The 24,718-nt window shown below is 73.5% G+C and carries 5 protein-coding genes; 3 read left to right on the top strand and 2 right to left on the bottom strand.

Going from position 1 to position 24,718, the window contains the following annotated elements; all coding sequences use genetic code 11:
• Positions 1-87: 87 nt before the first annotated feature.
• A complete protein-coding gene (locus tag OED52_RS10970) occupies positions 88-22,101 on the bottom strand; it encodes a non-ribosomal peptide synthase/polyketide synthase (protein WP_264150942.1) in 22,014 nt (7,337 codons plus the stop codon).
• 508 nt (positions 22,102-22,609) lie between these two features.
• Here OED52_RS10970 and OED52_RS10965 point away from each other — a divergent pair.
• Positions 22,610-23,203, top strand: coding sequence for a hypothetical protein (locus OED52_RS10965; RefSeq protein WP_264150941.1), 594 nt, complete (start codon positions 22,610-22,612; stop codon positions 23,201-23,203).
• Positions 23,204-23,226: 23 nt separating this feature from the next.
• Here OED52_RS10965 and OED52_RS10960 read toward each other — a convergent pair whose 3' ends face one another.
• Positions 23,227-23,559, bottom strand: coding sequence for a hypothetical protein (locus OED52_RS10960; protein WP_264150940.1), 333 nt, complete (start codon positions 23,557-23,559; stop codon positions 23,227-23,229).
• Between the two features lie 237 nt (positions 23,560-23,796).
• Between OED52_RS10960 and OED52_RS10955 the strand changes: the two genes are divergently transcribed.
• Both OED52_RS10955 and OED52_RS10950 read left to right on the top strand, forming a co-directional pair.
• Positions 23,797-24,132, top strand: a complete 336-nt coding sequence (locus OED52_RS10955; RefSeq protein ID WP_264150939.1) for an RNA polymerase-binding protein RbpA — start codon at positions 23,797-23,799, stop codon at positions 24,130-24,132.
• A gap of 234 nt (positions 24,133-24,366) precedes the next feature.
• Positions 24,367-24,714, top strand: a complete 348-nt coding sequence (locus OED52_RS10950; RefSeq protein ID WP_413247646.1) for a chorismate mutase — start codon at positions 24,367-24,369, stop codon at positions 24,712-24,714.
• Positions 24,715-24,718: the final 4 nt, after the last annotated feature.

Genomic DNA, 24,718 nt, shown 5'->3' with positions numbered 1-24,718 from the left:
GACCACCGCGCGATCAATCCAACTCATAATGTGCATCCCCGGTCATGCATCGTGTGCATGACCGGGGATGCGGAGGCGGCGGGCGGCTCAGCGACGCCGCTGCCCGTTGGGCGCGGACGCGACCCGGCCGAGACCCCAGCGGCGCACCGCCTCGTCGCTCTCGGCCAGTCGCGCCTCGAGCACCGCCACGATCGTCTCCACCGCGCCCGGCGTGACGATCTCGTGGTGCTCGCAGTCGATCCGGTACTGGTGGATCTCCCCCGCGATCACGTTGTGCCAGGCCGCCACCGCCGGCACCGACGTCTCCGAGCGGGCCGCAGTGAAGAACAACGCGTCCCCGTCGAAGCTGTCCGGCTCGTGCCGCCGCGCGGCGCGCGCCGCGTCGGTGGACCCGGAGTGGATCCGTTCGAGATGCCCGGCGGTGAGCCCGGTGGCGCCGCCGAACGCCTCGTCGAGCAGCGCCGCGGCGTGTTCGAAGCTCGGCTCCGGTCCCCCGTCGAGCGGGATGCCCAGATCGCGCAGCATCTCGCGGGTGCCCACGGCCGGGGCGACGGTGCCGGTGACCAGATGACTGTCGAGCAGGGCGAGGGTGTCGACGACCTCCCCGGCGTGGCGCAGTTCGACGGCGACGGCGTGGGCGAGCACTCCGCCGAGCGACCAGCCGAGCAGGTGGTACGGGCCGTGCGGCTGCACCCGACGGATCTCCTGCACGTAGTGGCGTGCCAGCTCGCGCACGCTGTCGTGGCGCGGACCGCCGGACAGCACCGGCAGTTGCAGGCCGTAGACGGGCCGGCCGTCGCCGAGCCGCTGCGCCAGCCCCGCATACACCCAGGCCAGCCCGGCGGCGGGATGGATGCAGAACAGTGCCGGTCCGGTGCCGGTGCGCAGCGGCACCAGGGGCCGGAAGGCGTCGTCGATGCCGCCCTCCTCGCGCGGTTCGGTCAGGTGCTCGGCCAGCTCCGCCGGGGACGGGTGGGTGAAGATCGTCTGGATCGGGATGCGCCGCCCGATCCGTTCGCCGAGGGCCGGCAGCAGCCGGGTCGCCAGCAGCGAGGTGCCCCCGAGATCGAAGAAATTGTCGTCGATCCCGACCCGCTCGACCCCGAGGTGCTCGGCGAACACCTCGCAGGCGAGCCGTTCGAGGTCGGTGCGCGGCGCCCGGTAGCGGCCGGTGTCGGTGCCGAAGTCCGGCGCCGGCAGCGCCGTGCGGTCGAGTTTGCCCGCCGGTGTCAGCGGGATCTCGTCGAGCGCCGTCAGCACCGCGGGCACCATGTGCGCCGGCAGCTGCTGCGCGACGAACGCCTTGATCTCGTCGACGCCGCTGGTGGCGCCGGGCGCGAGCCGCAGATAGGACACCGGCACCGCCTGCCCGGAGGGGGTGGTGTGCCCGAGGGTGTGGGCGAACACCACCTCCGGGTGCGCGGTGAGCGCGGCGTCGATCTCGCCGAGCTCGATGCGGAAACCGCGGATCTTGACCTGGAAGTCGGTGCGGCCGACGTAGTCGAGGCGGTGATCGTCGGTCCACCGCACCAGATCACCGGTGCGGTACATCCGTTCCCCCGGCGCCCCGAACGGGTCGGGCACGAACCGGGCGGCGGTCAGGCCGGGCCGGTCGTGGTAGCCGCGGGCCAGACCGGGCCCGGCGACGTACAGTTCCCCGGCCACCCCGACCGGCACCGGCCGCAGCCGCGCGTCGAGCACCAGCGCCCGGAAGCCGCGGCTCGGGCGGCCGATGGTGACCCGGTCCCCGGGCTGCAGCGGTGCGCTCAGCGAGGTCATGATGGTCGCCTCGGTGGGGCCGTAGGCGTCGATCATGCGCCGGCCCGGCGCCCAGCGGGCCACCAGCTCCGGCGGCAGCGCCTCCCCCGCGACGAGCAGCACCTGCAGGTCCGGTACGGTGCCCGGATCCAGCGAGGCCAGCGCCGTCGGGGTGATGAAGCTGTGCGTGACCCGGTGGGTGGCCAGCACCGCGGCGAGTTCGTCGCCGCCGTAGACGGTCGGCGGCACGATCACCAGGGTCGCGGCGGCGGACAGCGCCATCATCTGTTCGAAGACCGACGCGTCGAAGCTCGGCGACGCCAGATGCGAGACGCGGCTGTGGCCGGTGACCTGCAGGTGCTCGCGTTCCTCCCGGGCCAGGGCCGCCAGCCCCCGGTGGGTGACCGCCACGCCCTTGGGCCGGCCGGTCGACCCGGAGGTGTAGATCAGATAGGCCGGATGGTCCGGGCGCAGCGCGGTGGGCCGTTCCGCGTCGGTGAGCGGCGCGCCGTGTCCGTCGAGCGGCAGGTCGAGCTCGTCGAGGACGAGCCAGTCCACCCGCGCCGGCAGCACCGCCCGGTGCGCGGCGTCGGTCAGGCCGAGCACCGCGGCCGAGTCGTCGAGCATGTAGGCGATGCGCTCGGCCGGATAGGTCGGGTCCACCGGCACGAACGCCGCGCCGGTGCGCACCGTCGCCCACACCGCGGTGACGGACTCGAGCGACCGCGGCAACGCCAGCGCCACCACCTTCTCCGGTCCGGCGCCGCGGGCGAGCAGGCGCCGCGCCAGGGCGGTGGCGCGGACGTCGAGCTCCCGGTAGGTCAGCGCCCGATCCCCGTCGATCACCGCGATCGTGTCGGGGGCCGCGGCCACGGCGGCGTCGAGCAGCTCCGGCCACAGCCGCACCGGCTCCGGTTCCGGGCCGCGTGCCGGGACGAGCGCGGCCCGTTCGGTGGCGGTGAGCAGCTCGACGTCCCCGACCGGGCGGTGCGGGTCGATGGTGATCTGTTCGAGCAGCCGCACGAACCGTTCGGCGAAGCCGGCGACGGTGCCGGCGTCGAACAGGTCCGTGGCGTACACGAACGCCGCGTCGAGTCCGCCCTCGGTGTTCTCGCCGACGAGCAGTTCCAGGTCGAAGTTGCACACCGTCGGATCGAGGGAGACACCTTGGATGCTCAGGTGCGGCAGTTCCACGGCGGGCAGGGCCGCGGTGTGGAATTCGAGGGAGACCTGGAACAGCGGCGAGTGCGCGGTCGAGCGGGTCGGGGCGAGGGTGTCGACGATCCGGTCGAACGGCAGGTCGGTGTGCGCGAAGGCGTCGAGGTCACCGTCGGTGACGTCGGCGAGCAGCGCCGCGAACGACACGTCGCCGGGGACCCGGGTGCGCAGCACCACGGTGTTGACGAACATGCCGATCAGGTCGTCGAGGGCGCGGTGGCCGCGACCGGCGACCGGGGAGCCGACGGCGATGTCGTCGCTGCCGGACAGCCGCGCCAGCAGCACCGCCAGGGCGGCGTGCACGGTCATGAACACGGTGCTGCCGTGTTCGGCGGCGAGGCGCTGCAGCCGGGCGTGCAGGTCCGCGTCGACCCCGAAGCGGACGATGTCGCCGCGGAAGGACTGCTGCGCCGGGCGGGGCCGGTCCGTCGGCAGGGTCAGCACGTCCGGCAGCCCGGCGAGGCGGCGCCGCCAGTACTCGGTCTGCTCGGCGGCGAGGCTGCCCGGCTGCTGCGGGTCACCGAGCCGGTCGAGCTGCCAGAGGGTGTAGTCGGCGTACTGCACCGGCAGCGGCTCCCAGGCCGGGGTCTCGCCGCGGGTGCGGGCGGCGTAGGCGGCCATCAGATCCCGCGCCAGCGGCCCGGTGGAGGCACCGTCGGCGGCGATGTGGTGCACCACCAGCACCGCGAGATGGTCGTCGCGGCCGAAGGCGAACACCCGCGCCCGCACCGGGATGTCGACGGTGACGTCGAAACCGGCGCCGATGAAGTCGCCGACCGCGGTGAGCACGTCGTGCTCGTCGACCGGCACCACGTCCAGCGGCAGCGGGGCGTCGGCGGGATCGATGATCCGCTGGTACGGTCCCGCCGGGGAGGCCGGGTAGACGGTGCGCAGGCTCTCGTGCCGGGCCAGCACGTCGTGCAGCGCCGCCGACAGTGCCGCCGCGGACAGATGCCCGGACAACCGGATGGCGAGCGGGATGTTGTAGGCGGCCGAGCTCGTGTCGAACTGGTTGAGGAACCACAGCCGCTGCTGCGCCGGGGACAGCGGGATCCGGTCCGGGCGCGGCCCGGCGACCGGTCCGCTGACGGTGTCCGGCTGCTCGGCCGGCTCCGGGGTCGGTCCCAGTGCCGCGGCCAGCGCCCGCACGGTGGGGGCCTCGAAGAGGGTGCGTACCGGCACCGACCGGCCGAGGCGTTCGCCGAGGCGGGCGACGGCGCGGGTGGCGAGCAGCGAGTTGCCGCCGAGATCGAAGAAGCTGTCGTCCACCCCGATCCGGTCGAGGCCGAGCAGGTCGGCGAGTTCCTCGGCGACGAGGGTTTCGAGGGCGTCACCGGGGGCGCGGTAGTCGCCGCCGCTGCCGGTCAGCTCGGGCACCGGCAGCGCGGCGCGGTCGAGCTTGCCGACCGGGGTCAGCGGGATCTCGTCGAGCACGGTGATCACCGTCGGCACCATGTGCGCCGGCAGGTGCTGCGCCGCGTGCGTCTTGATCTCGGCGGCGTCGATCCGGGCCTGGGCCGCCGGATGCAGGTAGGCGACGAGCACCAGTTCCCCGCTGGGGGCGCGGTGCGCGAGGGTCGCGGCGAAGGACACCGCCGGGTGGGCGGCGAGCACCGCGTCGATCTCCCCGAGTTCGACCCGGAAGCCGCGGATCTTGATCTGGAAGTCGGAGCGGCCCACGTACTCGATGCGCAGGTCTGCGTCCTCGACGCTGCCGACCCAGCGCACCAGATCGCCGGTGCGGTACATCCGTTCGCCGGGGATGCCGTAGGGGTCGGCGACGAACCGCGCGGCGGTCAGCGCCGGGCGGGCGTGGTAGCCGCGGGCCAGCCCGACCCCGGCGAGATACAGCTCGCCGGTGACGCCGAGCGGCACGGGGCGCAGCGCCGCGTCGAGCACCACGGCGTGCACGCCGCGCAGCGGGCCGCCGAGGGTGAGCGGGCTGTCGACGTCGAGCGGGTCGCTGATCGCCGCCATGATGGTGGTCTCGGTGGGTCCGTAGGCGTTGACGAGCCGCCGCCCGGGCGCCCACACGGCCTGCAGGTCCGCCGGCCACGCCTCCCCACCGACCGCCAGGTCGACGAGGGCGGTCAGGTCCGCCGGGTCGAGGGAGGCCAGCGCGGCGGGGGTGATGAACCCGTGGGTGACCTGCTGCGCGCGCAGCAGCGCCCCGAGTTCGCGGCCGCCGACGACCTGCGGCGGCACGATCACCAGCGTCGCCCCGGAGCCGAAGGCCAGCAGGTACTCGAAGATCGACGCGTCGAAGCTCGGCGACGACACGTGCATCACCCGGGAGCCGACCGTGGCGTGGAAGCGGCCGAGCTGGTCGCGGGCGAAATTGTCGAGGCTGCGGTGGGTGGTGATCACACCCTTCGGGCGGCCCGTCGACCCGGAGGTGTAGATCAGGTAGGCCGGGTGCGCCATCCGCAGCGGGGTGGTGCGGTCCGCGTCGGTCAGCGCGGTGGTGTCGTCCGGCAGCGCGAGTTCGTCGAGCATCAGCCACTGCGCGGTGTCCGGCAGCCCGGGCCGGTGCGCGGCGGTGGTCAGACCGAGGGCGGCACCGCAGTCGTCGAGCATGAACGCCACCCGCTCGGCGGGATAGCCGGGGTCGACGGGCACGAACGCCGCGCCGGTCTTGGTGATCGCCCACATCGCGGCGATCGATTCGAGCGAGCGGGCGATGCCGAGGGCGACGAAGGTCTCGGGGCCGGCGCCCCGCTCGCGCAGCAGCCGCGCCAGGCGGGTCGAGTACTCGTCGAGCTGCCGGTAGGTGAGGCTGCGGGGCCCGTCGGTCACCGCGATCGCCTCCGGATGCGCCGCGGCGGTGGCCGCGAACAGCTCCGGCAGGGTCCGTTCGCTGTCCCCGGCCGGTCCGTGCACCGGCAGCAGCGCGGCGCGTTCGGCGGCGGTGAGCAGCGGCAGGTCGGTCACCGCGGTCCCCGGATCGCCGGTGAGGGCGTCGAGGACGGCGCTGATGCGGCCGGCGATGCCGGCGACCTCGGCCCGGTCGAACACCTCCGGCAGGTACTTCATCCGCAGGTGCACCGCGTCGTCGGTGTGCACCACCACCGACAGGGGGTAGTGCGCGGCGTCGCGGCCGACGATGTCCGCCACCCGCATACCCCCGAGATCGGTCTCGCGGGACAGCCCGGCGCGTTCGACCGGATAGGACTCGAACACCGTGAGGGTGTCGAATCGCACCGCCGCGCCGAGCTGCTGTTCGAGGGTGCCCAGATCCAGGTGGTGGTGGTCGAGCAGGGCGACCTGTTCGGCCTGCACCCGGTCCACCAGCGCGCCGAGGGTGTCGTCCGGGTGCACGGTGATGCGCACCGGGACGGTGTTGATGAACAACCCGATCATCGCCTCGATGCCGGGGATCTGCGGGGGCCGGCCGGACACGGTGGCCCCGAACACCACATCGGTGCGGCCGGTCAGCGCGCCGAGCACCAGACCCCAGGCGGTCTGCACCAGGGTGTTGACGGTGACACCGCGGGTCGAGGCGGTGGTGTGCAGCCGCACCGACAGGTCGGTGTCGAGGTCGACGTCGAGGTCCTCCGACACCGCCGGGGTGGTGCCGGGCCGGTGCTGCGGTGCCAGCAGGGTCGGTTCCTCCACCCCCGCCAGCGCGTGACGGTAGGCGTCGAGGGAGGCCTGCTGGTCGCGGTCGGCGAGCCAGCTCAGGTAGTGGCCGTAGTCCGGGGCCGGGGGCAGCGCCCGCGGATCCCCGTCGGTGGCGTAGAGCACCAGCAGCTCACGCACCAGCACCGGGGTGGACCAGCCGTCCAGCAGCAGATGGTGGTTCGTCAGGGCGAGCAGGTGCCGGTCGCTGCCGGTGTGCACCAGCGTCGCCCGCAGCAGCGGCGGGATCGCGGTGTCGAAGCGGGTGCGCCGGTCCAGATCCAGCAGCTGCGCGGCCGCGTCGTCCGGATCCGGATCGTCACTGGTGTCGGCGAGGGTGAACGGCACCTCCACATGGGTGGGTACCACCTGCACGTGCCCGTCCCCGACCGCCGGGAAGGCGGCCCGCAGCGCCGGATGCCGATCGAGCAGCAGTTGCAGCGCGCGGCGCATGCGGGTGGTGTCGACCTCGCCGCGCAGATCCAGCACCAGCTGCACGATGTACGCGTCGGGCTGATCGCCGGCGAGCAGCGCGTGGAACAGCAGCCCGGTCTGCAGCGGCGCGGTGGGCCAGACGGTGTCGAGCCGGCCGTAGCGGTGCTCGAGCTGCTCGATGCTGTCCTGGTCCAGGCGCACCAGCGGCAGATCCGAGGGGGTCAGGCCCCCGGCGTGCGGGCTGCGGGTGTGCCGGGTCAGGGAGGTGGCGGCGGTGGCGAACCGCTCCGCCAGGGCGGTGACGTCGCTGTCGTCGAGCAGCCCGGCCGGATACGACCAGTGCAGCCGCAGCACCGGCCCGTCCGGGGTGTCGGCGGTGACGGCGTTGATGTCGAGCACCGCTGCGGCGGGCATGTCCGGGTCGTGGGCGCCGCCGTGCGGGAACCCGTCGATGGGCAGCCAGGGGGTGTCCGGACCGGCGCCGGCGGTGCCGGCGGTGGGCCGGCCCAGATAGTTGAAGCTGATCTGCGGGGCCGGGTGCCCGGCCAGCGCCGCGGCGGTCTCCGGCTCGAGATAGCGCAGCAGCCCGTAGCCGAGGCCGTGGTCCGGCACCGCCGCGAGGTGTTCCTTGACCGTCTTGATCGCCCGGCCCGCCGACGGCCCCGCCGCCAGCGCGTCGTCGAGGTCGAGGCCGGTCATGTCCAGCAGCAGCGGATGCAGGGTGGTGAACCAGCCGACGGTGTTCGACAGGTCCGCCCCGGCCTCGGCGAGGCCGTCGCGGCCGTGCCCCTCGAGGGTGAGCAGCACGCTGCGGTGGTCCCGGCCGCGGTCGCGGCGCCAGGCCGTCACCGCCAGCGCGAGGGCGGTGAGCAGACCGTGGTCGACGGCGCCGTGGAAGGCCGTGGGAACCGCGGTGAGCAGCGCCTCGGTGACGGCGGTGGGCAGCTCGGAGACCACCGTGGCGACGGTGGCGTTGGTGTCGCGGGCCGGATCGAAGGCCCGTCGGCCGAGGTCCGGGTCGTCGTGGTCGACGATGTGCCGCCAGAAGTCGAGTTCGCGGTGACGGTCGGGCTCGTGCGCGGCGTCGACGAGGGCGTGCGCCCAGCGGCGCACGCTGGTGCCGGTGGGCGGGGGCAGCAGCCGGTCGGCGCCGGCCAGCGCCGCCGACCACGCGGTCGCGAGGTCCGGCACCAGGATCCGCCAGGACACCCCGTCCACGGCGAGATGGTGGATGACGATCAGCAGTCGCCCGGCGCCGCTGGTGGCGTCGAACCACACCAGCTGCACCACCCGCCCGCGCCGCGGGTCGAGGCGGTCGGCGGCGGCGTCGAGTTCGGTGGCGGCCAGGGCGAAGAAGTCGTCGCTGTCGGCGGCGCTGGTCACCGGCACCCGGTGGATCAGCTCCGCGACCGGCACCGCACCGGGGGCGGGCACGTGCAGCCGGTGCCCGCCGGCGGCGTCCGGGTCGTCGACGAGCTGCACGCGCAGCATGTCGTGGCGGTCGATTACGGCGCCGACCACCGCGTGCAGGGTCGCGGCGTCGAGGCCGGTGGGCAGGCGCAGCAGCACCGCCTGCGAGTAGCGGTCGATGCTGCCGCCGCGGCCGAGCATCCAGTGCACGATCGGGGGCAGCGGCATGTCGCCGACCCCGCCGCCGGGCAGTTCCTCGAGCACCTGCCCGGTGCTGGTGCCGACCACCGCGGCCAGCGCCGCGGGGGTCTTGTGCTCGAAGACGTCCCGCGGGGTCAGGTCCAGGCCGAGGGCTTTGGCGCGGGAGACCAGCTGGATGGACATGATCGAGTCGCCGCCGAGCGCGAAGAACGAATCGTCGACCCCCACCGTCGGCAGGCCCAGTACCTGCGCGAACAGCTCCACCAGGGTGGCCTCGTGGCCGTGGGCCGGGGCGCGGGAGACGGTGGCACGCGCCGCGAAGTCCGGTTCCGGCAGGGCGCGGCGGTCGAGTTTGCCGGTGGCGGTGACCGGCAGCGCATCGAGCACCATCAGCGTCGCCGGCAGCATGTACGCCGCCAGTTCGCTCGCGGCGTACTCGAGCACCGCGTCGACGTCGATGCGGTGCCCGCTCTCGGGCACCACGTAGCCGACGAGCCGCTCGGTGCCGGAGGTGTCGTCGGTGTGCACGAGCACCACCGCCCGGGCGACGTGCGGGGCGCGCAGCAGCGCCGCCTCGATCTCGCCGAGTTCGATGCGGAAACCGCGCAGCTGCACCTGGAAGTCGGCGCGGCCGAGGTACTCGATCTCCCCGTCGCGGGTGCGGCGGGCGAGGTCGCCGGTGCGGTAGAGCCGGTCGCCGGGGGCGCCGTGCGGGTCGGCGACGAAGCGGGTCGCGGTCAGCTCCGGGCGGTGCAGATAGCCGCGCGAGAGCTGCGCGCCGGCGACGTACAGTTCGCCCACCACCCCGGTCGGCACCGGATGCAGCCGCCGGTCCAGGATGTGCAGCCGCAGCGAGGGCAGCGGCTCACCGATCAGGCTCGCGGCGGTGCCCGCGGCGAGCTCCCGGGTGATCGGCCGGATCGTCACGTGCACGGTCGTCTCGGTGATGCCGTACATGTTCACCAGCGTCGGGGCGGTGTCGTCGTGGCGCCGGTACCAGCGGTCGAGCTGCGCGAAGTCGAGGGCCTCCCCACCGAAGACGATCCAGCGCAGCGCCGTGGCGGGACTGCCGGCGGCCCGGTCGGCGTCGATGAGCTGGTAGAACGCCGTCGGGGTCTGGTTGAGCACGGTGACCCGTTCGCGGCGCAGCAGCTCGAGGAACTCCTGCGGGTTGCGGGCGGTGTGGTAGTCGACCACCACGACCCGGCCGCCGTGCGCGAGCGCCCCCCACAGCTCCCACACCGAGAAGTCGAAGGCGTAGGAGTGGAACAGCGTCCACACGTCCGAGCTGTCGAAGCCGAACAGCTCGCGGGTGTCGGTGAGCAACGTGACCACGGTGCGGTGCGGCACCACCACGCCCTTCGGGCGGCCGGTCGAGCCGGAGGTGTAGATGACGTAGGCGGTGCTGTCCGGATGCACCCGGCCACCGCGGTCGGTGTCGCTCAGCGGCGCCGCCGGGCGGGCGTCGAGGTCGGCGCGGACCTGCGGGTCGTGCAGGTCCACCACCGGTGGGGTGTGCGGCGGCAGCGCGGTGGCGTGCTCGGCGGTGGTGAGCAGGCACACCGGGGCGGCGTCGTCGAACATGTACGCCAGCCGGTCCGGTGGGAAGGTCACGTCGATCGGCAGGTAGGCGGCGCCGCTGTGCAGCACCGCGAGCAGCGCGACCACCAGATCGGCCTCGCGGGGCAACGCCACCGCGACGAGCCGGTCCGGGCCGGCGCCGCGGTCGACGAGCAGCCGCGCCAGCCGGTGCACCCGCGCGGACAGTTCCCGGTAGGTGAGCTGCTCGTCGCCGGCGGTGACCGCGACCGCGTCGGGGTCGAGCGCGGCACCGCGGGCGAACACCTCCAGCAGGGTCTCCCGCGCGGGCACGACCGGCACCGCCGGTGACGGGTGTTCGTCGGCGGTGAGCAGATCGAGGTCGCCGACCGGGCGGTGCGGGTCGGTGGTGATCTGCTCGAGCAGCCGCACGAAGCGGTCCGCGAAGTCCGCGACGGTGGCGGCGTCGAACAGGTCGGTGGCGTAGGTGAACGCCGCCTGCAGCTCACCTTCGTCGTTCTCCTGCAGGGTCAGCTGCAGATCGAACTTCGCGACCGGCAGGTCGGTGCCGAGCGCGGTGACCTCGAGGTCGGGCAGCTGCAGGTGGGCGCGTTCGGTGTTGCCGTACTCGATGACCACCTGGAACAGCGGGGTGTGGTCGACGGCGCGGGTCGGGGCGAGCCGGTCGACGAGGACCTCGAACGGCAGATCGGTGTGCCCGAACGCCGCCAGGTCGGTTTCGCGGGTGCGGTGCAGGTGATCGCTGAACGACAGGGCACCGTCGACGGGGGTGCGCAGCACCACGGTGTTGACGAACATGCCCACCAGGTCGTCGAGGGCGCGGTGCCCGCGACCGGCGACCGGGGAGCCGACGGTGATGTCGCCGGTGCCCGACAGGCGGGCCAGCAGCACCGCGAACGCGGCGTGCATCGCCATGAACTCGGTGGCGTCGTGCTCGGCGGCCAGCGCCGCGAGGCGGGCGTGGAGGTCGGCGGGCACGGTGAACCGCACCAGATCCCCGCGGAAGGACTGCTGCGGCGGGCGCGGCCGATCCGTCGGCAGCGGCAGCAGCTCCGGCACGTCCGCGAGGGTCTCGCGCCAGAACCGCAGCTGCGTCGCCGCGAGCGAGTCGGGGTCGTCGGGGTCGCCGAGCAGCTGCTGCTGCCACAGCGCGTAGTCGGCGTACTGCACCGCCAGCGGTTCCCAGCCGGGGAGCTGCCCGCCGGTGCGAGCGGTGTAGGCGGCCACCAGGTCCCGGGCGAGCGGCGCCATCGACGCGCCGTCCGCGGCGATGTGGTGCACCACCACCGTCAGCACGTGGGTGTCGGTGTCGAGACGCCACAGCGCCGCGCGCACCGGCACCGCCGCGGCGACGTCGAAGCCGGCGGTGACGAACTCGGTGACCGTCGGTTCGAGCTCGGTGGCGGGCAGGTCGGTGACGGTCAGCTGCGGCAGCACCCGGTCGGTGTCGACGATCTCCTGGCGCGGGCCGTGCTCGTCGCCGGGATACCAGGTGCGCAGGCTCTCGTGCCGGTCGAGCACGTCGCGCACCGCGGCGGTCAGCGCCGCGGTGTCGAGCCGGCCGGTCAGGCGCAGCGCGAGCGGGATGTTGTAGGCCGCCGAGTCGGTGTCGAACTGGTTGATGAACCACATGCGCTGCTGCGCCGCCGACAACGGCAACCGGTCGGGGCGCTCCCCGGCGACCAGCGGCACCTGGCCGTGGCCACCGTGATCGTCGAGGATGCGGTCGGCCAGTGCCCGCACCGTCGGGGCCTCGAACAGTGCCCGCACCCCGGCGTCCGTGCCGAGGGCGGTGTTCAGGCGGGCGACGACGCGGGTGGCGATGAGCGAGTTGCCGCCGAGTTCGAAGAAGTTGTCGTCGACGGACACGGCGGGCAGGCCGAGCACGTCGGCGACGATCTCCGCGATGGTCGCCTCGAGGTCGGTGGTCGGCGCGTGGTACTCGCCGCCGAGGGCGGTCAGGTCGGGCACCGGCAGGGCACGGCGGTCGAGTTTGCCGACCGGGGTGAGCGGCAGCGTGTCGAGCACCACCACCCGCGCCGGCACCATGTGCCCGGGCAGCCGTGCCGCGGCGAAGGCCCGCAGGGCCCGCGGATCGACGTCGGCGCCGGGATCGGGCAGCACGTAGGACACGAGCACCGTCTCCCCGGACGGGGCGGTGTGCCCGATGGTGTGCGCGAACGCGATGCTCGGATGTGCGGTGAGCGCGGCGTCGATCTCCCCGAGCTCGATGCGGAAGCCGCGCACCTTGACCTGGAAGTCGGTGCGGCCGAGATATTCGACGGTGCCGTCGTGCCGCCACCGCACCACGTCTCCGGTGCGGTACATCCGCTCCCCCGGTGTGCCGTAGGGATCGGCGACGAATCGGGCGGCGGTCAGGTCCGGGCGCCGGTGGTAGCCGCGGGCCACACCCGGCCCGGCGACGTACAGTTCCCCGGCGACCCCGACGGGCACCGGCCGCAGCCGGTCGTCGAGCACCACCTGGTGGAAGCCGATCGCGGGCCCGCCGATGGTGACGGTGTGCCCGGGCTGCAGGGGCGGGCTGACGCTGGTCTCGATGGTGGCCTCGGACGGGCCGTAGCCGTCGAACATGCGCCGGCCGGGCGCCCAGCGCGCCACCAGCTCCGGTGGGCAGGCCTCCCCGGCGACGACCAGCACCTCGAGGTCGTCGAGGCCCGCCGGGTCCAGGGAGGCCAGCGCGGTCGGGGTGATGAACGCGTGGGTGACCTTCTCGGCGCGCAACAGCCGGGCGAGTTCGTCGCCGCCGTAGATGTCCGGCGGCACGATCACCAGGGTGGCGCCGGCGGAGAACGCCTTGGTCAGCTCGAAGAGCGAGGCGTCGAAGCTCGGCGACGCCAGATGCGACACCCGCGCGGTGTGGGTGATCGTGAAGTGGCTGCGCACCTCGGCGTTGAGGTTGGTCAGACCCCGGTGGGTGACCACCACGCCCTTCGGCTTGCCGGTCGAACCGGAGGTGTAGATCAGGTAGGCGGGGTGGTCGAAGCGCAGCGGCACCGGCCGGTCGGCGTCGGTGATCGGCCGGTCGGAGGCGGCGTCGATGCGCGCGGTGACCTCGGGGTCGTCGAGGACGAGCCAGTCGACGGTGTCCGGCAGCCCGTCGCGGTGGGTGCCGGTGGTGATGCCGAGGGCGGCGGCGCTGTCGGTGAGCATGTACGCCACCCGGTCCGGCGGGTAAGTCGGGTCGACGGGCACGAAGGCCGCGCCGGTCTTGGTCACCGCCCACACCACCGCCACGGATTCGATGGAGCGGGTGACGGCGAGCGCGACGACCTGTTCGGGGCCGAGGCCGGCGTCGAGCAGCAGCCACGCCAGGCGGGTGGACCAGGCGTCGAGTTCGGCGTAGGTCCACTGCCGGTCCTGGAAGCGCAGCGCGATCTGGTCGGGCACGATCGCGGCGATCAACGACAGCAGTTCGGGCCACAGCTGCGGGGACACCGGTGGCATCCCGCGGGCCGGGGCGAGGGCGGCGAGTTCGCGTTCGGTGACGATGTCGATGTCCCCGACCGGCAGCTGCGGGTCGGCGGTGACCGACTCGACGATGCGCACGAACCGGTCGGCGAACGAGCGCACCGTGGCCGGGTCGAACAGGTCGGTGGCGTAGGTGAACGACGCGCGGATCCCGGCGGGCCCGTCGCTGTCGGTGTTCTCGGCGATCGACAGCTGCAGGTCGAACAGTGCCAGCTCCGGGTCGAGGTCGAGCATCGACACGGTCAGGTCCGGCAGGTCCACCCTGGGGCGTTCGGTGTCCTGGAATTCGAGCAGCACCTGGAACAGCGGGGTGTAGGCGGTCGAGCGGGGCGGGTCGAGGACCTCGACGAGCCGCTCGAACGGCACGTCGGTGTGCCCGAGCGCGGCCAGGTCGTCGGTGCGGATGCGGTCGAGCAGTGCCGCGAACGGTTCGGTGTCGTCGACTTCGGCGCGCAGCACCACGGTGTTGACGAACATGCCCACCAGATCGTCGAGGCTGTGGTGACCGCGGCCGGCGACGGGGGTGCCGACGACGATGTCGGTGGCGGTGGCCAGCCGGGCGAGCAGCACCGTCAGCGCCGCGTGGATCACCATGAACAGCGACGCGTCGTGGGCGCGGGCGATCTCGAGCAGCCGGCGGTGCGCGTCGGCGTCGAGGGTGAACGGGATGCGGGCGCCGCGCCGCGACGGCTGCACCGGACGCGGCCGGTCCAGCGGCAGCTCGAGCAGTTCGGGGGCGCCGTCGAGGTTCTCGCGCCAGAACCGCAGCTGCGCGGCGGCCAGCGAGTCGGGGTCGTTGTCGTCGCCGAGAACCCGGTGCTGCCAGACGGTGTAGTCGGCGTACTGCACCGGCAGCGGCTCCCAGTCGGGGGCGTGCCCGGCGTGGCGGGCGTTGTAGGCGGCGATGACGTCGCGGGCCAGCGGCCCCATGGAGAAGCCGTCCGCGGCGATGTGGTGCACGACCAGCACCAGCACGTGTTCGTTCTCGGCCAGTGCCAGCACCCGCACCCGCACCGGGATCTCGGTGGCGACGTCGAAGCCGGTGCCGAGGATCGGGGCGAGGTGCTCGTCGAGCGGTTCGCTCGCCGGCAGTACCGTCAGGTCCGGGACCGCGGCGGTGGCGGGGACGATCACTTGGACCGGGCCGTCGTCGGTGAGCGGATAGCGGGTGCGCAGGCTCTCGTGCCGGGTGACGACGTCGGCGACGGCGTGCTGCAGCGCCGTCAGGTCGAGGCGGCCGGTCAGGCGCAGCGCCACGGCGATGTTGTAGGCCGGGGAGCCGGTGTCGAACTGGTTGATGAACCACATGCGCTGCTGCGCCGGCGACAGCGGGATCGGATCCGGGCGTTGCCCCGGGGTGGGGGCACCGCGGTCGTGTTCGGCGCGGGCCGGGTCGTCGAGGTGCGCGGCGAGATCGGCGACGACCGGATGGTCGAACAGGTCCCGGATGCCGACCTCGCTGCCGGTCGCGGTGGACAGTCGCGCCGCGACCCGCATCGCCAGCAGTGAGGTGCCGCCGAGGTCGAGGAAGTGGTCGTTCGCGCCGACCCGGTCGAGGCCGAGCAGGTCGGCGAACACCGCGGCGACGAGTTCTTCGCAGGCGGTGCGCGGCGGCACGAACTCCCCGTCCTCACGGGTGGGTGCGGGCGGCGCGGGCAGCGCCTGCCGGTCGAGTTTGCCGTTGGGGCCGACCGGCAGCGCGTCGAGCACCACCAGCGCGGCGGGCACCATGTAGTCCGGCAGCGTCGCGGCGAGGTGCGCGGTGACCGCGGCGGTGTCGATGCTGCGGCCGGTCTCGGGCACGAGATAGCCGGTGAGCCGGGCGTCGACTCCGTGGTGGACCAGCACCACCGCCTGCGCGACGTCCGGGTGGGCGCGCAGCAACGTCTCGATCTCGCCGAGCTCGATGCGCAGGCCGCGGATCTTGACCTGGAAGTCGGTGCGCCCCAGGTACATCAGGGTGCCGTCGGCGCGCCAGGTGGCCAGATCACCGGTGCGGTACATGCGGGCCCCGGGTGCCCCGAAGGGATCGGCGACGAATCGTTCGGCGGTCAGGGCGGGGCGGCCGAGATAGCCGCGGGCCAGCTGGACCCCGGCCAGATACAGTTCGCCGGCGGCACCGGCGGGCACCGGGTGCATGCGCGCGTCGAGCACGTAGGTGCGGGTGTTCCACACCGGCCGGCCGATCGGGGTGGCGCCGAGATCGGCGTCGGAGGTGGCCCAGGCGGTGACGTCGACGGCGGCCTCGGTGGGGCCGTAGAGGTTGTGCAGCTGCGCGGTCGGCAGGGTCTCGCGCAGCGCCGCGGCGGTCTCGGCGGGCAGCGCCTCCCCGGAGGCGAAGACGTACCGCAGTGTGCGGCCGGCCTGCGGGTCGGTGCGCAGCGCGTCGACGAACACCGCGAGCATCGACGGCACGAAGTGCGCGACGGTGACCTGCTGCCGGGCGAACAGGCGCAGCAGATAGGCCGGGTCGCGGTGCCCGCCGGGCGCGGCGAGCACCAGCCGCGCCCCCACCTGCAGCGGCCAGAAGAACTCCCACACCGACACGTCGAAGGTGGCGGGGGTCTTCTGCACCACGGTGTCCGCGGCGGTCAGCGGATAGGTCTCCTGCATCCACGCGAGCCGGTTGACGATCGCCGCGTGCGGGACCACCACCCCCTTGGGGCGGCCGGTGGAGCCGGAGGTGTAGATGACGTAGGCCGGATGCGCCCCCGCCGGGTCCGGGCGTTCGTCCGCGGTGAGCGCGGTCGCGGACTCGGCGTCGAGGTCGAGGCGGTCCACCAGCAGCACCTCGGGGCCGGTGTCGGGCAGTGCCGCGGCGGTCGCGGAGGTCGCCAGGATCGCGCGCGGGGCGGCGCTGTCGAGCACGTAGCGCAGGCGTTCGGTGGGATGTTCGGGGTCGAGCGGCAGATAGGCGGCGCCGGTCTTGACGATCGCGTACATGCCCACCAGCAGTTCCAGCGACCGCGGGGCGGCCAGCGCGATCACCGTCTCCGGGCCGGCGCCGGCGCGCAGCAGCCGCCGGGCGAGCCGGTTGGTGACGGCGTCGAACTCGGCGTAGCTGAGGGTGCGGTCGTCGACCGTGAGCGCCGGGGCGTGCGGGGTCGCGGCGACCTGCGCGGCGAACCGCGCGGCGAGGGTCTCGCCGGGGCCGACCTCGGCGGTGGTGGCGTTCCATGTGCGCAGGATGTCGGCGCGTTCGGTGGCGGTGAGCAGGTCGACGTCGCCGACGGCGGTGGCCGGGGCGGCGGTGAGGCTGTCGAGCAGCCGCACGAAGCGGTCCGCGAACGCCCGCATGGTGGCCGGGTCGAACAGGTCGGTGGCGTAGGACAGCAGCCCGCGCAGCGAACCGGTGCGGCCGGTCTCGTCGGGTTCCTCGACCATCTGCAGGTGCAGATCGAATTTGGTGGTGTGCGTGTCGATCTCGCGGATCTCCACGTCGAGTTCGGGCAGGGTCAGCTGCGCGCCGGTGGTGTCGGCGAAGGCGAGCATCACCTGGAACAGCGGCGAGTAGGCCGCCGAGCGGGTGTGCACGACGGTGTCGACGAGCCGGTCGAAGGGCAGGTCGGTGTGCGCGAACGCCGCCAGGTCGCTCTCGCGGACCTCGAGCAGGAACTCCGCGAAGCTCGTCTCCGGCAGGATCGGGGTGCGCAGCGCGACGGTGTTGACGAACATGCCCACCAGGTCGTCGAGGGCGCGGTGGCTGCGCCCGGCGACGGGGGTGCCGACGACGATGTCGTCGCCGCCGGACAGCCGCGCCAGCAGCACTGCCAGGGCGGCGTGCACCACCATGAACTCGGTGGCGCCGTGCGCGTGCGCGAGCTCGGTGATCCGCCGGTACAGCTCCGGGTCGACCCGCAGTTCCACGGTGTCGCCGCGGAAGGACTGCTGCGCCGGGCGGGGCCGGTCGGTGGGCAGGGCGAGCAGTTCGGGGGCGCCGGCGAGGGTGCGGCGCCAGAAGTCGAGCTGCCGGCCGGCGCGGGACTCCGGATCGTCCGGATCCCCGAGGACGGTGTCGAACCACAGCGTGTAGTCGGCGTACTGCAGCGGCAGCGGCTCCCAGGCGGGGGCCTCCCCGCCGGCGCGGGCGGCGTAGGCGAGGACCAGATCCCGCGCCAGCGGTGTCAGCGACGAGCCGTCGGCGGCGATGTGGTGCACCACCACCGCGAGCACGTGTTCGTCGGTGCCGGTGCGCAGCAGCCGCATCCGCACCGGCGGGTCGACGGTGACGTCGAAACCGGCGGTGACCACCGCGTCGATGTCCGCATCGAGGTCGGCGGTGTCGGTGGCGTCGAGGTCGAGGTGCAGGGCGGTGACGGGCAGCACCTGCTGGGCGGGTCCGGCCTCGGTGGCCGGGTAGACGGTGCGCAGGCTCTCGTGCCGGTCGAGCACGTCGGCCACCGCGGCGGCCAGGGCCCGCGGGTCGAGCCGGCCGCGCATCCGCACCACCATCGGGATGTTGTAGGCCGCCGAGGACGGGTCGAGCTGGTTGACGAACCACAGCCGCTGCTGCGCCGCCGACACCGGGATGTGGGCCGGGCGCGGCACCACCGCGGTGGGGGCGGGCCGGTCCGGGTCGGGTCCGGCGGCCGGGTCGGCGGGCAGCAGCGTCGCCAGCTCCCGCACCGTGGGGGCCTCGAACAGCGCCCGCACCCCCAGATCGCTGCCGAAGGTGTCGTTGAGCCGGGAGATCACCCGGGTGGCGACCAGCGAGTTGCCGCCGAGATCGAAGAAGCTGTCGTCGAGACCGACGATCCCGACCCCGAGCTGGTCGGCGAACACGCGGGCGACGGCGCTCTGCTGCGCGGTCATCGGACCGGACGCGGTGGTGCCGGCGGCGAAGACCGGTTCGGGCAGGGCCTTGCGGTCGAGCTTGCCGACGGCGGTCAGCGGGATCTCGTCGAGCACCACGATCGCGGCGGGCACCATGTGGCTCGGCAGCCGCGCGGCCAGCGCGGCGGTGAGCGTCGCCGGGTCCAGGTCGTGGCCGGTGTCGGGCAGCACGTAGGACACCAGCACCGTCTCCCCCGAGGGGGCGGGCCGGCCGAGGGTGATCGCGAACGCCACGCCCGGCTGGTCGGACAGGGCGGCGTCGATCTCCCCGAGTTCGATGCGGAACCCGCGGATCTTGACCTGGAAGTCGGAGCGGCCCAGATACTCGACGGTCACCCCGGCGGCCGGATGCCGCGGGTCGGGGCTGCGCCAGCGGGTGACGTCACCGGTGCGGTACATGCGCGACCCGGGCGGGCCGTAGGGGTCGGCGACGAAACGGGTCGCGGTCAGGCCCGGCCGGTCGAAGTAGCCGCGGGTCACGCCCGGGCCCGCGATGTACAGCTCACCGGCGACGCCGGTGGGCACCGGGTGCAGCCGTTCGTCGAGAATCAGCTCGGCGATCCCGCACACCGGGCGGCCCACGGTGATGGTCTCGCCGGGCACCATCGCGTCGGTGATGTTGCAGACGATGGTGGTCTCGGTGGGTCCGTAGGCGTTGAACATGCGCCGGCCCGGCGCCCAGCGGGTCACCAGCTCCGGTGGGCACGCCTCCCCCGCCACCGTCACGGTGTGGGCGGGGACCTTCGCCGGATCCACCGAGGCCAGCGCGGCGGGAGTGGAGAACAGGTGGGTGATGCGTTCGCGGCGCAGCAGGTCGGCGAGTTCGTCGCCGCCGTAGATGTGGGCGGGCACGATCACCAGCGTCGCGCCGATGCCGAAGGCGGTCATGTACTCGAAGATCGACGCGTCGAAGCTCGGCGACGAGAAGTGCGACACCCGCGCCGAGGGTGGCGGTGAGAGCCGGGTGTGCAGGCTCTCCGACAGGTTCGCCAGGCCACGGTGCGGCACCACCACCCCCTTGGGGCGGCCGGTGGAGCCGGAGGTGTAGATCAGATAGGCCGGGTGGTCGAACAGCAGGGTGATCGCCCGGTCGTCGTCGGTGACCGGTCCGTCGTCGGCGGCGGCGATCCGCGCCTGCAGTTCCGGATCGTCGAGGACCAGCCACGGCACCGTGTCGGGCAGCCGGTCGCGGTGCGCGGCGGTGGTCAGGCCCAGCAGGGTGCCGGAGTCGGCCAGCATGTACTCGATGCGCTCGGCCGGATAGGTCGGGTCGACCGGCACGAACGCCGCCCCCGACTTGGCGATCGCCCAGATCGTCGCGACCGATTCGAGGGAGCGGGCGATGCCGACGGCGACGAACGTCTCGGGGCCGGCGCCGGCGTCGATGAGCACCCGGGCGAGCCGGCTGGACCAGGCGTCGAGTTCGCCGTAGGTCATGCGCCGGTCCTCGCAGACCAGCGCGTCGGTGTCCGGCACGATCGCCGCGACCGCGCACAGGATCTCCGGCAGGGTCTGCGCGGAGCGGGCCGGTTCACCGTGGGCCGGTACCAGCCCGGCGAGTTCGTCACCGCCGGCGAAGGGCAGATCCCCCGCCGGTAGGTCCGGTTCGGTCAGGGCGGCGGTCAGGGCCCGGCCCAGCCGTGCTCCGGTGGCGGCGGCGGTGTGCTCGTCGACCCGGTCGGGCCGGAAGGTGGTGCGGATCCGCAGTCCCGTCCCGGTGGGGGTGATCGCCACCGCCAGCGCCCCCGCCGGGGCGGGCGGGGTGACGTCGGTGTCGAGTGCGACCACCACCGGCAGGTCCGGGGTCAGCTCCGCGAGCAGCGCCGGATCGACCTCGGCGTGGGTGCGGGCGTCGGCGGTGAGGGCGTGCACGCGCCGCACCAGCGCCGCGAACGGTTCGGCGGGTTCGACGTCGACGCGCAGCGGCAGCACCCGCTCGCCGTGGGTGAGCCCGACGAGCACGTCGCCGTGCCCGGTGAGGCGGGCGGTGAGCACCGCCAGGCTCGCGTGCAGCACCGCCGCGGTCGACTCCGCCGGGGCCGTGCCGTCGGCGAGGCGCGGGCCGAAGCGGTCGGCGAGGGCGGTGCCGCTGACCGGCAGGCGGTGCTCGACGGTGGTGGCGGTGTCGGTGCGCACGGTGGTGACCGGGCGCGGCAGGTCCAACCGGTCGGGGGCGGCGGCGAGGACGGTGCGCCAGTGCGCGGCGGCCGCGGCGGCGCGGCGGCGCGCGGCGGCCAGCGCGACGGTGGCCGGGTGGATCTCGGCCACCGGCCGGTCGGCGTCGGCGTGCAGGAACTCGGCGAGCAGTTCGAGGAACCGGTCGTGGTGGGTGTGCAGCTCGTCGTCGGTGTAGCGGTTGGGGTTGCCGCGGAAGTCGAGATAGGTCCGGGCCGGGGCGCCGCTCTGATAGATGTTGACCAGCAGGTCCTCGACGGGACCGGAGGTCATGATGTGGAACTCGCCGCGGATGTCGCCGAGGACGATCTCCTGCCGGAACAGCATCACGTTGACCATCGGGCCGGCGTAGCGGCGCGGATCGCCCGCGGCGCCGGACTCGCGGCGGATGTCCTCGAGGCTGCACCGCTGGTGCCGCAGCGCCCCGGTGAGCTCGAGCTGCACCCGGCGGATCAGGTCGGCGCGGCTGTCACCGGGCTCGAGGTGGATCGCCAGCGGCGCGGTGTTGACGAGCATGCCGCCGGAATGGCGGGCCTTGGCGGTGGTGCGGGCGAAGACCGGCAGGTTGATCACCACGTCGCCGCGGCCGGTCATGCGGCCCAGATAGACCGCCACGGCGGCGATCACCGCGGCGGTCGAGGAGGCACCGGCCTCGTCGTCGGCGGCGTGCAGGGTGGAGACGAGGTCGTCGGGCAGGATCCGGCTCGACAGCCGCGACACCGCGGCGGTGGGGGCGTCGCGTTCGGCGAGGGTGGAGCCCTCCTCGAGGCCGGTGAGCCGGCCGGTCCAGTACTCGCGGTCGGCGCGGAACCGGTCCGATTCGCGGTACTGACGGTCCCATTCGTAGAGTTCACGCAGGTCCGCGGCGCGGGACGGTTCGGGTTCGCGGCCCTCGACCTCCGCGGTGTACAGCGCGGCGATGCGGTTGACCATCGTCATCGCCGCGAACCCGTCGAGGGCGACGTGGTGGATGCGGGCGTACCACAGGAACCGGTCGTCGGCGACCTGCAGCAGCGTCATGTTCACCAGCGGATCGGTGGCCAGATCCACCGGGGTGGCGTAGTCGGCGGTCATCCACGCGTGCGCCGCGGCCATCGGGTCGGGTTCGTCGCGGAAGTCGAGCAACGGGATCTTGTTGCTGTCGGCGACACTCGGGTCGACGTACTGGTAGGGATCGCCGTCGACCTCCACGACCCGCAGGTAGGCGGACTGGAATTCGGCGCCGGCGCGGTACCCGCAGCGACGCAGCAGATCCAGATCCGGGGTGCCGCGCAGGTCCACGTACTGCGCGATGCACACCGGCACCTCCGGTGCGAGCTGCTGGGCGAACCAGATGGCGCGCTGAGCGGACGAGAGCGGAAAAGCCCCGGCGGGCGGCTGCGAACGACGGTGACGCAACGACATATCCCCTCCGATAGCGATGTTTGGCCGTTTTCGGCGTGCCCCCCGACATCGCGTACGAGGATCCGGGCCCGGTGCCGGAGAGTGCGCGGCGCCGCGACCGGACTCCCGTTCGATCGTGCATCCCCTTGTGATGGGGAACACACAACAAGCTAGTCCTTCTCCCGGCGGGGGGCAGGCGGAATTCGCCGGGATCGTCCGATCGCAGGACGCGGGGGCGGCGCGATACCCCCGTCCGGTACCGCGGCGCGACGGGACGACCTCGGAAATCCTTCCGCGCGGTCCGATTTCGTCGCGGTTCCATAACATTTCGGCACCGGCTGTGGGCATTGTCCAGTTCGTGACGGGTGTGGCTCGTGATGTGTCGTAGACCCGCCGGGCGGGATGCCCGAAACGCCCCGCACAGCGCGCGGTCTCCCTATCCTTCGAAGCGATCACGCCCGCGTGCCCCGCGTCACACCGCCGTGACCGGCCCGCCGGCCCGAACGTCCGACCCGAAGGAGCCTTCGCGATGTCGCCTCGCCGGACCGCCCGCCTCGTCACCGCCCTGTGCGCGGCCGCCCTCACCGCCGTGCTGCCCGCCCAGGCCGCCGCCCAGCCCGCCGCCCCGGGGGTGCCGCTCGACGAGCTGCGCACCCGGGTCGCCGACTCCCCCGAGATCCTCGCCGCGCTCGAACGGCTCGCCGCCGACGCCGACACCGGCTCCGCCAACCCGTTCGCGCCACCCCCGAAGAACATCCCGCAGCCGTTCACCGAGAAGGCACCCACCTTCGGTCCCGGCTGCGGCGGCGGATTCGTGCCGTTCGCCATGACCACCGCGTGGGTGCATCCCGGCCCGCACGGGGACGTGCCGTTCGGGCAGATCGAGGTGTTCGTCGAACCCACCGTCGGTGCCCCGGTGGTCGGCTCCGATCTGACCTTCGTGTGGATCAACGTGGAGAACTTCCGGGCGGGCGTCGCCAACCTGGAGAACCACGGCTGGCTGCAGTCCGCGGTGGTCGATTCCGGGCCGGGCGCCATCATGGGCGCGCTGTTCGGTTCGATCGACTACGGCAACGGCACGTTCTGTCAGGTCGTCTACACCATGGGCGGATTCTTCGCCTGACCCGCGCTGCGAGCGGCCTGCGGTCAGCGCAGCCGTTCGGCGTCGCGGGCCAGCTCGAGCAGGTCGGCGCACAACCGCTCCAGCTCGGTCCGGTCGGCGTCCTCGGCGACCGCCGTGGCCACGTCCTCGGCGGCGCACCGCAACCGGAACGCCCGCTCGGCGAGGGCCTCGACCTCCGCGGCGGTGAGCACCACCGCGTCCTCGGGCAGACCCGCCCGGCGGGTGCTGTTGCGCTGTTCGTAGGCCCGCTGCCGGCACGACTGCCGGCAGTAGCGGCGCCGCCGACCGGTCCCGACCTCCGGCACGGGGCGGCCGCACCACAGGCACGTCCGGTGTCGGGCTCGTCGTCCGGTCACGAGCAGACACTGTAATCGCCGCCCGCCCCGAGGGGGACCGCCCCGCGTCGACGGTGACGTCCCGGCGCCCCGCGCCGGGGAGAGCCATCGGGCGGGCCGGTAGACTGTTGCCTCCGGCTCCACCGTGGGCCGCGGGAACGGAATCGGCTCCTGCGACGTTGACACTATGGACGTCGAGCCCGACGGCGATGCCACCGGCGTCGCCGACGGGCGGAGCACACAAGGAAGGACACCACCATGGCAGATCGTGTACTGCGAGGCAGCCGGCTCGGGGCGGTGAGCTACGAAACCGACCGCGACCACGATCTGGCGCCGCGGCGAATCGCGCGCTACCGCTGCGACAACGGCGAGGAGTACGAGGTCCCGTTCGCGGACGACGCCGAGATCCCCGGCACCTGGATCTGCAAGAACGGCCTCGAAGGCGTCCTGGTGGAAGGGGCCGCCCCCGAACCCAAGAAGGTCAAGCCGCCGCGCACCCACTGGGACATGCTCCTCGAACGCCGCTCCATCGAGGAACTCGAGGAACTGCTCAAGGAACGCCTCGAACTGCTCAAGGCCAAGCGCCGCGGCTGAGCCGCCCCACCGCTTTCCCGTGCCGCCCCGGACACCGTCCGGGGCGGCACGATGCGTTCCGGGGCCCGCCCCGACCCGAATCCGGTTGCGGCCCCGCCACGAAACAACGAATCGTCGGCCTCCCGTACAGACCGCGTGCAATCATGATCGAACGCCGGTCCCCCGCGATCGGCGCCGCCCGAAGCACCACACACCACGGCCCGAGCGGGTCTGCTGCACAGGGGGTGAGTGTCCGTGACCGATCGTCACCACGCCGCGGCCCAGGCACCGGTGGTCTCCAGCCCGGACGCCGAACTCGACATCCTGCGCGCCGAACTCGACGCCATCGACCGGGACCTGCTCGACACGGTGCGGGCCCGGCTCGAGGTGTGCGAACGCGTCGCCGACCTGAAACGCCGCCACGGCGTGGCGGTCTTCCAACCCGGCCGCATGGAGGTCGTGCACCGGCGCGCCCAGGACTACGCCCGCACCCACGGCCTGTCCGGCGAGTTCGTGCGCGCCCTCTACACCCTGCTCATCGACGAGGCCTGCCGCGTCGAGGACGAGATCGTCTCCGGCGACCCCGGGGCCGAGGCGAACTGAGGTC

Origin of the sequence: Rhodococcus sp. Z13, assembly GCF_025837095.1 — a bacterium.
GTDB lineage: Bacteria > Actinomycetota > Actinomycetes > Mycobacteriales > Mycobacteriaceae > Rhodococcus > Rhodococcus sacchari.
Note: the sequence above shows the minus strand (reverse complement) of the source record. Positions and strands in the feature narration are given on the sequence as shown.